Below are 13,592 nucleotides of genomic sequence, written 5' to 3' on the forward strand. Positions count from 1 at the left end.
TTCGCCACCGTCTGGTTTCTGATAGTTGTTTCAGCGGGGTACGGGCACTTGCCCGTGGCGGTGTCCCCCGGCACCGCAGGGAGGACGCACATGAGTACCACCACTCGAGACGAGATCCTCGCCGGCGAGCAGCGGGCGGTGGACCACGCGTACGACTGCTACACCACGAAACTGGCCGAACTGAGCGGCACTTCGGCCGCCACCGCCTCGGCGAGCGGCAAGGACGGGATCGCCAACCGGGCCGAAACCAAGGCACGGGCCGAAGCCTACGGAGGGCTCGGCGACGAAGCCCTGGTCTTCGCCCGCGTCGACGTACCGGAGGATCCGGCAGGAGAGCCCCGCCCCTGGTACATCGGGCGTCGCGGCGTGCACGACGCCTCGCACGAGCTGGTGGTGCTGCCGTGGACCAGCCCCCTGGCGAAGACCTGGATCGAGACCCGGCCCGAGAAGCCGGGCGAGGTGGTCCTGCGCCGGCAGCTCCGCTGCGTGCAGCGGGTCGTCAAGAGCTACTTCGACGAGATCGCCCTGCCGACGACGCCCGTTCCCATGCCCTCGGCCGTGCCGACACCCGAGCCCGTCGCCTTACCGGAGCCCCGCCAGGCCGCCGACGACCGCGCGGCGGAGGAGGCGGACGCGGCCCCCACCCCGGGGGACGTCGTGCGACGGCAGCGGCGGAAGGGGCTCCAGCCGGACGACTTCCTGCTGCGCGAACTCCAGCGGTCGCGCGGCGCCCGGATGCGGGACATCGTCGAGACCATTCGCCGCGACCAGATGGAGCTGGTCACCGGTTCGCCGTCGGACATCCTCGTCGTCCAGGGCGGCCCTGGTACCGGCAAGTCGGCGGTCGGTCTCCACCGGGTGACCTGGCTCGTCAACAACGAGCACTTCAAGGCCCAGGACATCCTCGTCATCGGCCCCCACCAGCGGTTCCTCGACTACGTCGGCCAGGTCCTCCCCACCCTCGGCACCCGGGACGTCAACGCCGTCCAGATGGACCGGCTGTGGGAGGGCGAAATCCTCGGCGCCGACCCGCCGAAGGGGCGCCTCGTGAAGTCGGACGACCGTATGGCGGCCGTGCTGCGACGTCGCGTGGAGAGCGACTACCGCCCCGAGGCTCTCGACGCCCTTACCGTCGATCCCTCCTTCGAGGGCGACGAGCCCGCGATCGTCGTCACCGCCGGCAGCACGACCCTTCGCGTGCCGAAGTCGGAAGTCCTCGCCCTCCTTGACCGGGCCCACGCCGGCGACGGGCCGTTCCGGAATCGGCGCGATCGTTTCCGGGGCCTCTTCGTCGACCGGCTCCTGCAGGAGCTCGCCGACATCGCACCGCGCCGTGGGCAGGCCGGCACGATTCGCCGTGACCTGGAGCGCAACCGCCGGGTCGAGCGCCTCGTCGAACGCGTCTGGCCGTCTCCCGGCCCCCGAGAGGCTCTACGCAGCCTCTACGACTCGGCCAACCTCATGCGGGACTGCGCCGACGGCATCCTCGACGAGCACGAGCAGGCGGCCCTGCTGCGAGCCCGTGCCGCCGGCGCCGGCGCCGAACCGTGGACCCTCGACGACCATGTCTGCCTCGAAGAGCTCCGCGTGCTGATCAGCGGCGACACCCCACCGCGATACGGCCACATCGTCGTCGACGAGGCCCAGGACCTCACCCCCATGCAGGCCCGCTCCCTGCGGCGGCGCTGTGCCGTGGGCGGCTCAATGACCGTTCTGGGCGACCTCGCGCAGGCGACGGGTGCCCACATCCCAACGAGCTGGGATCTGCTCGGCGTGCTCCTCTCCGACCACGGCGACTGGAGCGTGGCTCAACTCACCACGAGCTACCGTGTCCCGGCCGAAATCATGGAGTTCGTTGCCCCGCTCGCACACGCGATCGCTCCGACTCTGCCGTACCCCCAGGCCGTCCGGGAGGCGGGCGCGGACGCCGTACGGACCGTGGCGACCGAACCCTGGAAGCTGCTCGACGACACCGTCGCCCATGTGGCCCGGCTTGTCGACACCAGTGACGGCAGCACCCCCCGCTCCGTGGCCGTCATCGTTCCCGACGACTCGGACTGGCTGGAGGCGATCAGCCGCAGGATCGACGAGGACGACGCCGTCGGCGAGCAGCATCGCGAGGCCGTGTCCGTACTGGCCGCCGCCCAGGCCAAGGGCATGGAGTACGACCACGTCCTGGTCGTCGAGCCCGCCACCATCGCCGGTCGCGGCCCCGCAGGACTGCGCCAGTTGTACGTTGCCCTCACCCGCAGCACCCAGAGCCTCACAGTCCTGCACACCGCCCCGCTGCCGACAGCGCTCACCGCCTCCGCGGATGGCATCGAACCCTCGGCACCGGACGCCCGACCGGCGGGCGCGGCGGAAAACCTTCCCCGGATCGGCAGCGATGTCCGGGTCCAGGTCGTGGGCCACATCTCCGGCGGTCGGTACAAGGTCAGGCCGCTGTCTCCGGTGATCGGTCGGCCGCTCGTGCTCACCGTACGGCAAGGCTCGGTTCCCCCACGCCGGGGTGACGAGCTGGACTGCTGGGTGTTCGCGAACGACACGAGTCAGACGGTACTCACCGCCGAACAGCGTGGCCGGTCGCCCGTCTCGGAGCGGATGGCGGGGCGCTATATCGCGGCGCTGAACGTGCTGGGAGAACTGACCGGCAGCGACGGTGACGTTCCCGAGGCCCGCAACCGCCTCTCCGAGCTCCAGGGCATGGCCAACCGCATCCTTCGCCGGGACCAGGCCGACTGGGTCGACGTGCTGCACCTGTTCGGTGATCCGGGTAAAGGACGACTCGAAGTTCTTCGCGACCTCGCCACCACAACCAACCGTGCGCTCAAGGAGGGGACTTTCGACGCGGGTCGGCTCGCAGAGGGGCTGGACGCTTCCGGCTGGGCAGGGCCCCTCGCCGAAGCACGGCGAGAACTCCAGGAGCGCTTCGACACGGCGACGACGCCGAACTCCGACGACGCGCTCCCCGTCGCCCCGACACCACGCAATCAGAAGGAAGAAACACAGATGACCATCGCGGACACCACCGCCGCAACACCGGCTGTGACCACGAAGGACGGTTTCCTCCACGCGCTGGAAGCGGCTGCCGAAGCCGACCGTACATGCAAGAAGCACGAGGCGGTCCGCCATGCGCTGAAGGCAACACTTCTCTGGGCGGACCTCCAGCCGGCCGACTCCTCGGTCGTCGACGTCAGCTGCGTCACCCGGCACGGTCTCTTCGTCTACGAGGCCCTGGGCGCAGGCCACTCCACATATGCGGACCTGCGATCGGGCGCGGCCCGCCTGCTCGAGATCAACCACACGCTGCCCACGCCCGCGGATGGTCTTTACCTCGTCCTCCCCGAACCGCCCGCCGACGACTGGTCCGTGGACACGGTGCGTGCTGTCTTCCACGTCAATGTCATCTGGCGCAGCCCGACTGGCTGGGGCGGCGAGAACGCGGACACCGCCTTTGGCTCCTCCAGGGTGAGTAATCACCAGTAGCCGTCGATCAGTTCCCTGCTTCGCCTGCCAAAGCAGGCGAAGCAGGCGCAAGTGATACCGCGTGGTTTGCGAATGAAGGCGAACAGTTCTGACGCCCCGTCTGTCCGGCCTCGGACCCTCGCTCCTGGACGAGGCCGACGTCATCCTCCTCCACCGCGACGACACCCACGACATACTCTCGCCGCGCGCCGGCAAAGCGGACCTCCACGTCGCAAAGCAACGCGGCGGCCCGACAGGAACCGTAGCGGTCGCCTTTCAAGGCCACTACTCACGACTCATGCCCCTGGTCCCCCGGATGCCACACAGGGCCACACCTACCCGAGCCTTGGGCACCTCGCCGTACCTCATGCCAACGTGTAAGGCGCCCACAGGAGCAGATCGCCAGTGGATGCCGACGTAACGCCCACCTCATCGACATCTTTCCGAAAGCTCCCCGTCCGCCCAGCCCTTGGGGGCCAACGATGATCGTTCCCAACCCGGCCTCGCTGGCCGAGGCCGTCGGCAATGTCTGTGTGCCTCCACCAACAGCAGCACCTGGCGACGCTGCGAGCTCCGGGTCGTCGACATCTTTGGCCGTTCGATCCGGCGTCACTATGCCGCCCCCAAGTCGCGCACGACACATCGGCTCGTCACACCACTCAGTCCTGCCCATGTGCGCGGCGGTACCCTCCCGGTCGCGGGAGCGGAGGCCGTGCGGTGGCCACTACGCCTCCGCCAGCACGGCGTGCTGATCCTCGGGTACCTTGACCCGCTCAGTCGCGAGCACCACGTGCCGGTGCAGACCCGCCGACGCGATATCGCGCAGCATCGGAGCCGCGTAGCGGATGTCGATCCCCCAACGATGCAACCGGTCGGGACCAGCGAAAACACCGACGCCGTCCTACCGCGACGCATATGATCCGATCATGAATACGCTGGCATACCTAGGCGAAACCGCAAATCTTCGGCTCCTAGAAGAGGAAATCCGCGAAGACCCGCGGCTCGCGGACCACTGCACCGTCACCCTGACCAAAAAGACCGATGGCGCCGCTTCACTCCACCATGGGCAAATTGTCGAGATCGCAATCAGCATCGCTGCCGGGGTAGCAACAAATGGAATCTATGACCTGGTTCGAACCCTTGTAAATCGCGCTCGCGATCGCGGGCCCATCGAACCCGTCGAGCCCACCAATCCAAATGACGAAGAGCAGGAGCAGGAGGGTTGAATCATCGCAGTCCATCAGTAGCCAATCCAAGGCCTGTTCTACACAGCACCATGGGTGCCCAGTTACACCTGCGGAGCCAGCTTCTCTTCCTGGACCGCCCACGAGACAACCCTCACGATCTCCTGACATCCGTCATGTCGTGGAACTTGCGTCACACGCATGAGACAAGCCACTGGGTGCGCTTTCAGGGTTCCACGATCGGAATCCTGCTAAACTTGTTGAGAGGCACGAGAGATTCTCTGGCCGACTATGCCCTCAGGAGCATGGACACGAGAGATTTATCCGCGCTGGAAGGCCTTCGATCTCGTGGGCAGCGGCTGTTCTGCAGGAACTCCCGGGAATCCCGCCTGTTCGGGCCCGCAGTGGCCGAACGTGCTCGACTGTGGCTCGTTCTGCACCGCGTCTATGCGCTCATCCTGGGCACGGAACCTCTCGACTGGCGCGACATGGATGCCGCCAGGGAGCAGGCTTCGATTTCTTTGGCGCTGGACACGGTCTGGGGCCAGTGGCAAGGCCAAGGGATGCTGACGCGCAAACCCGATAAATTCACACGCATGCACGGCTTCGGACCACTGCTGGGGGGCGATGAGCCCATCACAACCCTGCTGTTGTTCGAGTGTGCAGGGCTGCTCGATGAGCATTACCACTTCCGTGGGCCATATCCTCAGATAATGGATCGCAGCCTCTCCAGAATGTGGGAAATCAACCTGCGGGGCGAATATGGCGCGCCATATCGTCTTGCCGAGAATCTAGCGGGCAGGAGACTTTCACACTCCGACGTACTGGCCCTCATCGACTTCGCCCTAAATCCACCCCTTCCTGGTCTGCATTCCGACCTCGACACCATTGACTGGCGTGAACTCTACCCCCCATACCGCTTCATGTTCGCCGCTATAACTCTCCGGGAGCGCCGGACATATGAGCACTCCGAACAAGAATCGGTCCGTCCGACGCCGCGACAGGTCACCGACTTCTTCAGTGCGATCACCCGTCACACCGACATACGCGTGGGTTCAATTGACTCCAATCTCTCTGCAGACTCCACGCTGCGCGATACGGCGAACCCCGGGCGGCACTTTGCAGAAAGAATCGCGAGAATGACACTTCTCTTCTCTTCGCTACTCAACCGTGAGCGCGTCAGGGATGTCAGGTCCATCAGCCACTTCGGTTCCTTGATGGTCAACCCTGACGGCGTTCGTCTATTGGACTCCGAAGCCGATGACCATCCTTGGTGGTTTTTCGCCCCCCTTCGCGTCGTTGACAGTGGGGTGCTGGCGTGGCCGAAAAGCAAGCTCACGATGGATGAAGCCACGGACCTTTTCATCGGAGCCGCTATCGCCTCGGCATATGACGATATCGTGAGCGGAGTCGGGCCCCTTGAGCTCGACCATCTGCCCGCACAGACGTTCATGGATCCGGATGAAACCGAGGCCTTGAATTCCGTCATCAAGCGATTCCTGGGCTTGAACATCGGATGGCCTACGCGGCGATGAAGGGACTACCCCGCACTCATACACGCCTCGTTCTCGACGGGATCCGCGTCAAGCGCCGTCGCGGTACTTTCGGCCACTGCCACGTTTCCACCGCCCAGACTTGCGCGGCATCCTCTCCCAGGCCGCCGTGCTCTGGTAGCGCCCATGGATGGATACCCCGGCCCCGTCACGTACCGCCCGTTCACCCGGCTGCCAGCCGGGGCCGGCCGGTGATCACCGACTCGAGCGGGACCCAGGAAGAGGCGGCGGCCCTGAGCCTGCCGTCCCTGGTGACGCGCACCACCACCGAGCGCTCCCTGAGGGGCTTGAGCACGGCGTGGCCCGATTGGTGGGCGCAGGAGGGGAGGACATCCTACGGAAGAAGCAGGGACATGATCCGTCGTCAACGACCCCGATCGAACCCGACCCGTATGGCGACGGGCGGGCGCGCGAGCAGTCGGCGGCGACCGGCGGTTGGGGCGCGGCGAACGACCGGCCGATCGGCAGGCCGGGAAGCCCGATCGCGTTGAAGCTGCGGCGCGGCAACGGCTCCGCATCACGAGTTGAGCTGCCCATCGGCAGGACTGTGGCGGTCAGCGGTGTCGGGTCCTCTCGCGAGAGGTAGCACTCCCCCCGCGAAGAGTCCGCGCAACCGAGAGGGCTTGTCCACCCGCGCCGACAACGCTCACGAAGCGCTGATTAGGGTGGCCCATTCCTTCAGTCGCTCACGCATGTGAGCGATCTGCTCCTCGTTCACTCCGTACACCGCGTATTCGCGGTCCGGCCAGCGATCGACTGCCTGGAGGGCCAGGGCGAAGTAGGGGCGGTCAAAGCCGGCGTCGTGCTCCTCGGCGAGTTCGAGGAGGCGATCCGGGGTGTAGCGGCCGGAGGCGAGGGCCGCGTCGACGTCCAAGTAGTCGCGGGGAGCGGCTCGGCCGAACAGCGTGGTGACCTTGTTGGCAACCGCGTCGTCGGGGTGGAGGACCGGACCGATGTCGAGGTGTGCCGGCGGGTTGGATCGCCAGTCGCAGCCCATTTCGACCTTTGCCGCACGACCCGTCTCATCGATCACCGCGAAGCGGGCGAACACGTCCCCGAGGAGTGCGACGTCGACCGTGAAACCGTCGGCTCGGTAGGCCGCGGCCACACGGTCCACCGCCTCCGAGAAGGCCGTTGAGTCGGTGATGTCGGTGAACAGGTCGACGTCGTCCGAGATGCGGTCGAGAAAGCCGTGGGCCTGGACCGCATAGCCGCCTGCCAGGACGAAACCGTAGGAGGCCGCAACGGCGAGGCCGACGCGAGCGAGCCTGGCGTGCAGAGGATCCATGGCCGGAATGCTATGTCGCGGCGGGCGCCAGGTCGGGGAACCTCGACTCCCACATCGCCCTCAGGCGCAGCGGCAACCACAGCCGCGGCCACACCTGGACCAGTAGTTCGCCGTTCACGTGGCGACCGAGTTCCTCGATGTGCATCGCCTCACGAAGCACCGTCTCGTACAACAGCCGCACATCGGCGTCGTCCGCGAGGTCGTAGGACCGCTTGGGGGTCCAGTCCAAGGACGTGGGCAACACAACGACGCCCTCCGCCGGGCCGGCCAACTCCGCGAAGACGTCCGGCACCGTATACGGCCGGACGTCCGCATACCGCCCGCGAAGGTCCACCCCCCCAGTATGCCAAGAGGTCCCGAAGGCTCCGTGGCGCGTGGACCAGTTGTGGACCACACGCCCTGCACGAAACGACACGAAATATTACGGAACCAACGTCACGTCGAGTGACAACATGCCTCTGACCTGCCAAAGCGATCCTCTCGCCCAACTGGGGGTCAAGGGGTCGCAGGTTCAAATCCTGTCGTCCCGATGGTGTTCAAGGGGCGCTGACCAGGGCAAAAGCCCAGGTCAGCGCCTTTTGCAGGTTTAGACCACTTACCGGTTGGCGTCCGTGGTGGAAGACGCTCATGGACCAGTTATGGACCAACCGGGCGTCGGATGGGCCATCAGTGCCTCCCCCGCGCTCGTGATCGAGCGATGATCCGGATGCAGATATCGCTGCATGGTCGACAGCGATCCGTGGCCGGCAATCATGCGCGACACGTGGACGGGAACGCCCGCGTCGGCCATCCACGTCAGCCCGGTGTGCCGCAACCCGTGCCGCAGCAGGTACTCGTAGCCGCAGGCGGTGACGACATCGTCCCAGTGGGTGGCGTCGCGCAGGATCGCAGTGGTGATCCGCCCGCCACGCGGCCCCTTGAACAGGAGCGCCATCGGGTCCGAGCCCGCCGAATCGATCCTGCGCTGCACCAGATCACGGATCGCCGGGATGATCGGCACCTTCCGGCGACGCTTGCCCTTGGTGCCCTTGTCCACCAGCCCGCCCGGCGAAGTGGTGGTCTGGCGGCACAGGTTCCACACCCACGTGCGGGTGTCGATGTCCGCGACCCGCACCCCGGACACCTCCCCGGTGCGGGCGGCGGTACTCCCGGCGAACAGCACCACGTCGCCCCAGCCGCGATAGCGTCCCGAGGAGCGCTCGACCAACGCGTCGGCGAGCGTGTTCAACGCGGCCCAGTCCGGCAGCGCGAGCGCCCGAGGGTCGTCGAGTTCGTCCTCCGCCTTGCGGAACTCGCTCTGCCGGCCCGTGATCCGCGCCGGGTTGTGCTCGTTCAGGCCGTCCCGCACGGCCTGTTGCATCACCCGGACCAGGACGGCGGCACTGTTCTTGATCGTCGACCGACCGTGGCCGTCGGCGATCCACCCGTACACCGCACGATCGACCGCGCCGTGCGTGATCGCGTCCACTTGCAGATGCCCCAACCACGGCACCACCCGCAACCGCCACCCCGCCAGATACGGATCGGTCGTCTTGCGCTCCAACCCGCGCAGCGCCATGTCCATGACGGCGTCCCCGTACTCGGCGAGGGACATCGTCGCCATGGTCGGATCCACACCCGCCGCGACCAACGTCCGCATCCGCTCGATCCACGCGAGCGCCTCCTCCTCCGTGGCCCAACTCAGCGACACGGAAGGGCGCTTGCGCGCCGCGGCGTCACTCCACCGCACCCGGGCCCGATACGGCTTGGGCAGGCCCTTGATGAACTCGATGTCAGCCGACAGCTTCACCCGACCGGCAGCACCACCCGCCGCGGTATCAAGCGGCCACCTGCGGATCCACCCGACGACCAACCAACCACGCCTCCACATCAGCGGCGCTGTACAGCGTCGTCCGCGCCGACAGCGGCACGAACGGCGGCCCCTGCACCGGCCGTCCGGTCCGCCACCGCCGCAGCGTCGACGGGTCCACCCCCAGCAGCCCGGCCACCTCCTCGGTGGAATACCAGCCGCCCTCCAACATCCCCGCCCCGGCCATGTCCCGCTCCGCACTCTCCGGCCGAACCCGCGTCCGATGCAGATGACGCACCAACACCACCCCTGTCCTTACGTGTCGTTCCATACAGGCCCGTTATTGATGCCTGATTGTGAAGCCCCCGCACTTCCGCTCGTCGACCCAGCCGATCGCCCACGTCATTCTCCGACGCGAATTCCGCGAACCACGCCGGGCTCTTCACGATGCACTCGCGTACGCACCGAGTCGCTCGCCGCAACCGCAGGCACAACCCACCGGCTCGGGGCGCCTGGTCCCCCTCGGGACAACCAGCGCAGCGGCGGCGGCACGTCGGGCCTTTCGGTCGCCGGATGCCTTCACGGCTTCGGCGGCGCCTTCGACCTCGGTCTTGGCCGTGGTGATCGCAGGGCCGTTCGGGTCGGCGCCCAGGGCGGCGGCGAGTTCGCCGAAGCGCTTGACGGCGTCCGACACCGCAACGCCCATGAGTTGGATGACGGCAAAGGTGCCGGGCAATGCTGCGGCAGAACTACGGAGACGGGAACACGACGAAGTGGTGGTGGCGTCGGGTGTCGCCGGTCCCGGTCGGCGGAGCCGGCGCGATCGGGACGCCGCAGCCGGCGGGCTACCGCGTGGCGGTCGCGGCGGTGGACTCCCCGCCGGGAATGCGCGGTTCGTCAACGGGCTCGGACAGGCGTCACGCGGGTGGGCCGCCGTGGTGGCGGCCGTACGGGACGATGTGCGGACCGCCGCCGATCGGGTCGTCGATCACGGTGCATCGCAGCGCGAACACGTTCTCGACGAGTTGCCGCGTGACGGCCTCGCGCGGCGGGCCCTGGGCGACGATGGGCCGCGCTGCATCGCGATGACATGGTCGGCGTAGCGGCATGCGTGGTTGAGGTCGTGCAGCACGAGCACGACGGTCCGGCCCTGCTCCCGGTTGCGGTCGAGCACCAAGTCCAGGATCTCGATCTGGTGGGTGAGATCGGGGTGGTTGGTGGGTTCGTCGAGGAGCAGCCCGGGTGTGTCCTGGGCCGGCACCATCGCGATCCAGGCCCGTTGGCGCTGCCCGCCGGAGAGTTCGTCGATGTCGCGTTCGGCTTCGTCGAGCAGCGAGGTTGCGGTCAGCGCGCGCAGGACCGCTTCTTCGTCGTCCTGGGACGATTGCCGCCACCACGACTGGTGTGGGCTGCGGCCGGGCTTGACCAGGTCGAGGACGGTGATGCCGTCGGGCGCGGCGGGCGCCTGGGGCAGCATGCCGAGCGTGCGGGCGAATTCCTTGCCGCGGATCGTGTGGATCGCGCGGCCGTCCAGGTAGACGGCGCCGTCCTTGGGCTCGAGCAGGCGGGACAGTCCGTGCGGCAGCGTCGACTGCAACGGCCCGGGCGGAAGGGCCGAGGGGGCCGGCTCGGGGCCGGCGGCGAGGGTGGTTCCGCCGCGAGGCGGGGCGGCGCACTTCGAACCCGGCAGGGTCCGAGCGCTGTTCCGCAAGGGCGACCAGGGCGTCGATGCGGGTGCGGGGCGGAAGACCTGCGATGGAAAGGCCATGTTCAGCGACTGATGAGGACGCGAGTGATTGTAGGCGTGGACCCATGCGTCGATCACGGCCCGGGCCGCGTTCCGGTCGGCGAACGGTTCGACGTGGTGCAGGAGTTCGCGTCGCAACGACTTGTGAAACCGCTCGATCTTCCCCGTCGTCGTCGGTGAACGGGGCCTGGTGAGGCGGACGGTGATGCCGTTCTCCCGGCAGGCGCGTTCGAACATGACCTCTGCGGGGACGGGCGCGACCTCTGGAAGATCCCGCTCCGCGACGCCGCGCGACGGCCGGCGGCCTAGGCCCCGCGAACTGCTGCCCGTAGAAGGCCCGTTCGCTCGACCCGAGCACAATCGCATCGAAGCCCCGGTCCGGATCGGCCAAAGCAGCCGGCAACAGGGCCGCGTCGGCCTACGTGCCCACGGAAGCGAGCCGCTGTGCCCCACGTCGAATATCTCCGCCATCACTCGACCTGTCCGGGGATTGGCACTTGGGGGCGTGGCAGCTGTCACGCTTTCGACGTCGCGGGATCTTGGTGATCCTCGGTCAACATTCGCCCGTGGAAGGCGAACCGCAGAGGGTGCGCGGCAGACTTCCTCGTACTGTTGGCGTCCCTCTCCGCTGCCCACAGCGCCAGAACGCCCTGGTCAGGGGATCCTGGCGCGCCGCGCATGGGTGTGGTGGCCATCGTGTGCCCCAACCAGGCGTATCACAGCGGTTCAGTCGACTGTTCATGGCTGTTGGGGTTGCCGCGTGGCCGCTCCATACCAAGTGGCGTGTGGGGCGAGTACCACCGAAGCGCGCACTCGATCGCGCCCACCGCGCGCTGTTCGTACAGCTTCGAGCCAGTCGTGCGCCTGTTGTGGGCTCAGGTGATAGCCCGGCCGGTGGGGGCGTTGTGCACGGCGACGTCCCGGGGGGAACCTATGGGCGATTGCGATGAGGCTGCGCTCTCGGTGTGTGGAGGTGGAGTCAGCCGTGTGCTGCGGGTGTGGGGGCAGCGGTGCCCGGGTGGGGGCGGGGGGTCGTGGTGAGGACTGCCGCAGTGGCGGCGATCAGGAGGGAGACGCCTGCGGAGATCCACCACACCGTCTCGTAGGCGGTCTCGGAGGGGAACCGGCCGCCCTTGACGGTCATGCTGGTCAGTACGGCGGCGAACACGGCTCCGGAGAGGCTGCCGCCGAGGGTTTTGGCGGTGCTGTAGATGCCGGTGTCGACCCCGGTGCGGTCGGCGGCGCTGGAATCGAGGACGAGGACGGGCAGCATGCTCAGTCCGAGGCCCAGGCCGAGGCCGAGCGCGACGTCGGCGACGATGAACTGCCACGGTTCGCCGTGCGCGAGGGCGAGGAAGACGAATCCTGACGCTATGGACGCGCTGCCGACTACCAGGACCGCGCGGGAGCCGATGGCACGGGCGATGCGTGGTGCGAGCGCCGATCCGAGGAACGCGCAGAGCGCGGCGGGCAGGAGCATCCAGCCGATGGTGAGGGTGTCGTAGCCGAAGCCGTAGCCGAGCTTCTTGGGCGGCGCGGCCAGGAACAGTGCGGCGGCGGTCTTGGAGGCGTACAGGGTGACGCCGAGGATGAGGGCGGCGGTGTAGACCGGCCAGAGGCTGCGGCGGGTGGCGGTGCGGATGTCGACGACGGGGTGTTCGACGCGCAGTTCGACCATGACCCAGGCGGCGAGCAGGATGGCGGACGCGGTGAACAGGGCCAGGGTGTCGGGCTGGTTCCAGCCGTGGTCGGCGCCGCGGGAGAAGCCGAGCATCAGGGCCGCGAGGCCGCCGCTCAGCAGTGCGGCTCCGGCCCAGTCGACACCGCCGGGCGCGCGCGTGTCGGTGTCGGGCACCAGCACGAAGGTCAGGGCGGCGCAGACGATGGTGGCGATCGCGGGCACCCAGAGGATGGCGTGGACGTTCGACAGCGCTTCGCCCAGCAGTCCGGAGGCGACGAACCCGATGCCGGTGCCGCAGGTGAGCGCGCCCACGAGCATCCCGACGGATTTGCGGGCGCCCTCGGCGGTGAGGCGCCCGCGGACCAGGCCGATCTCCAGGGGCAGCAGCGCGGCGAGTGGGCCTTGGAGGACCCGGCCGAGCAGGAGGACCTCGAAGGACGGGGCCCAGGCCACCAGGACCGAACCGGCCACGACGCAGACCATCGCCACGCGCAGCAGCAGTCGGTGGCCGTACAGGTCGCCGAGGCGTGCGAACAACGGGACGCAGACGGTCGCGGCGACCAGTTGCACCGCGCCGATCCAGTTCAGGTCGCCGGTGCCGATGTGCAGGTCGGTGCCGAGTCTGGGCAGCAGCGGCGGGATCATGCTCTGCACGACGCCGCTGAGCAGCTCGACGACGACCAGGAATCCGACTACTGCTGCGACTCGCCCGGTGCCCGGTGACGTTTCCGGGGGCGAGGCCGTACCGCGTTTTCCGGTGGCGCGGTGGTTGAGGGCACGCGACATCGAGGGCTCCAGGCGGGATTGCCGGGCGGGGGCCCGGGAGTAAGGACCGGCACGTGCGGGAAGCGATGCGGAGCGGGCGCTGGGGGCGGCTGCGGCACC

General features: G+C 68.0%; 11 protein-coding genes and 2 pseudogenes. 4 read left to right on the forward strand and 9 right to left on the reverse strand.

The features are described 5' to 3' along the window. Window positions 1-90 precede the first annotated feature (90 nt). Both ACH4U8_RS20740 and ACH4U8_RS20745 read left to right on the forward strand, forming a co-directional pair. On the forward strand, window positions 91-3,486 hold the full coding sequence (locus ACH4U8_RS20740; RefSeq protein ID WP_395779223.1) for a HelD family protein: 3,396 nt from the start codon (window positions 91-93) through the stop codon (window positions 3,484-3,486). Between the two features lie 124 nt (window positions 3,487-3,610). After that, window positions 3,611-3,886, forward strand: coding sequence for a DnaB-like helicase C-terminal domain-containing protein (locus tag ACH4U8_RS20745; RefSeq protein WP_395779538.1), 276 nt, complete (start codon window positions 3,611-3,613; stop codon window positions 3,884-3,886). 303 nt (window positions 3,887-4,189) lie between these two features. On the opposite strand, the gene ACH4U8_RS20750 is transcribed toward ACH4U8_RS20745, so the two are convergent. After that, window positions 4,190-4,333 (reverse strand): hypothetical protein, encoded by a 144-nt coding sequence (locus ACH4U8_RS20750; RefSeq protein WP_395779225.1) that lies wholly within the window; start codon window positions 4,331-4,333, stop codon window positions 4,190-4,192. 58 nt (window positions 4,334-4,391) lie between these two features. Between ACH4U8_RS20750 and ACH4U8_RS20755 the strand changes: the two genes are divergently transcribed. Both ACH4U8_RS20755 and ACH4U8_RS20760 read left to right on the forward strand, forming a co-directional pair. Further along, the gene (locus tag ACH4U8_RS20755) at window positions 4,392-4,691 is read left to right on the forward strand and encodes a hypothetical protein (RefSeq protein WP_395779227.1); all 300 of its coding nucleotides are present in this window, start codon (window positions 4,392-4,394) and stop codon (window positions 4,689-4,691) included. A gap of 263 nt (window positions 4,692-4,954) precedes the next feature. Next, complete coding sequence (locus ACH4U8_RS20760; RefSeq protein ID WP_395779229.1) at window positions 4,955-6,184, forward strand: hypothetical protein; 1,230 nt, start codon at window positions 4,955-4,957, stop codon at window positions 6,182-6,184. A gap of 664 nt (window positions 6,185-6,848) precedes the next feature. Here the strand turns inward: ACH4U8_RS20760 and ACH4U8_RS20765 are convergent. The 8 genes and pseudogenes from ACH4U8_RS20765 to ACH4U8_RS20800 form a co-directional block, all read right to left on the reverse strand. Further along, window positions 6,849-7,490 carry a nucleotidyl transferase AbiEii/AbiGii toxin family protein gene (locus tag ACH4U8_RS20765; RefSeq protein ID WP_395779231.1) on the reverse strand — a complete coding sequence of 214 codons (642 nt, stop codon included), beginning with the start codon at window positions 7,488-7,490 and terminating at the stop codon, window positions 6,849-6,851. A 10-nt stretch (window positions 7,491-7,500) separates the two neighbouring features. Beyond that, window positions 7,501-7,824 (reverse strand): hypothetical protein, encoded by a 324-nt coding sequence (locus ACH4U8_RS20770; RefSeq protein WP_395779233.1) that lies wholly within the window; start codon window positions 7,822-7,824, stop codon window positions 7,501-7,503. Between the two features lie 291 nt (window positions 7,825-8,115). Next, complete coding sequence (locus tag ACH4U8_RS20775; RefSeq protein WP_395779235.1) at window positions 8,116-9,279, reverse strand: tyrosine-type recombinase/integrase; 1,164 nt, start codon at window positions 9,277-9,279, stop codon at window positions 8,116-8,118. A gap of 28 nt (window positions 9,280-9,307) precedes the next feature. Continuing rightward, window positions 9,308-9,610 carry a helix-turn-helix transcriptional regulator gene (locus ACH4U8_RS20780; protein ID WP_395779236.1) on the reverse strand — a complete coding sequence of 101 codons (303 nt, stop codon included), beginning with the start codon at window positions 9,608-9,610 and terminating at the stop codon, window positions 9,308-9,310. A 111-nt stretch (window positions 9,611-9,721) separates the two neighbouring features. Beyond that, the gene (locus ACH4U8_RS20785) at window positions 9,722-9,985 is read right to left on the reverse strand and encodes a hypothetical protein (RefSeq protein WP_395779238.1); all 264 of its coding nucleotides are present in this window, start codon (window positions 9,983-9,985) and stop codon (window positions 9,722-9,724) included. 211 nt (window positions 9,986-10,196) lie between these two features. Then, window positions 10,197-10,990: pseudogene (locus tag ACH4U8_RS20790) on the reverse strand (ABC transporter ATP-binding protein). Window positions 10,991-11,014: 24 nt separating this feature from the next. Continuing rightward, a pseudogene (locus ACH4U8_RS20795) lies at window positions 11,015-11,281 on the reverse strand (integrase core domain-containing protein); the annotation flags it as partial. A 724-nt stretch (window positions 11,282-12,005) separates the two neighbouring features. Beyond that, on the reverse strand, window positions 12,006-13,493 hold the full coding sequence (locus tag ACH4U8_RS20800) for an MFS transporter (RefSeq protein ID WP_395779240.1): 1,488 nt from the start codon (window positions 13,491-13,493) through the stop codon (window positions 12,006-12,008). Between the last annotated feature and the right edge of the window lie 99 nt (window positions 13,494-13,592).

The sequence above is a fragment of the Embleya sp. NPDC020886 genome, from assembly GCF_044333915.1.
Taxonomy (GTDB): Bacteria; Actinomycetota; Actinomycetes; order Streptomycetales; family Streptomycetaceae; genus Embleya.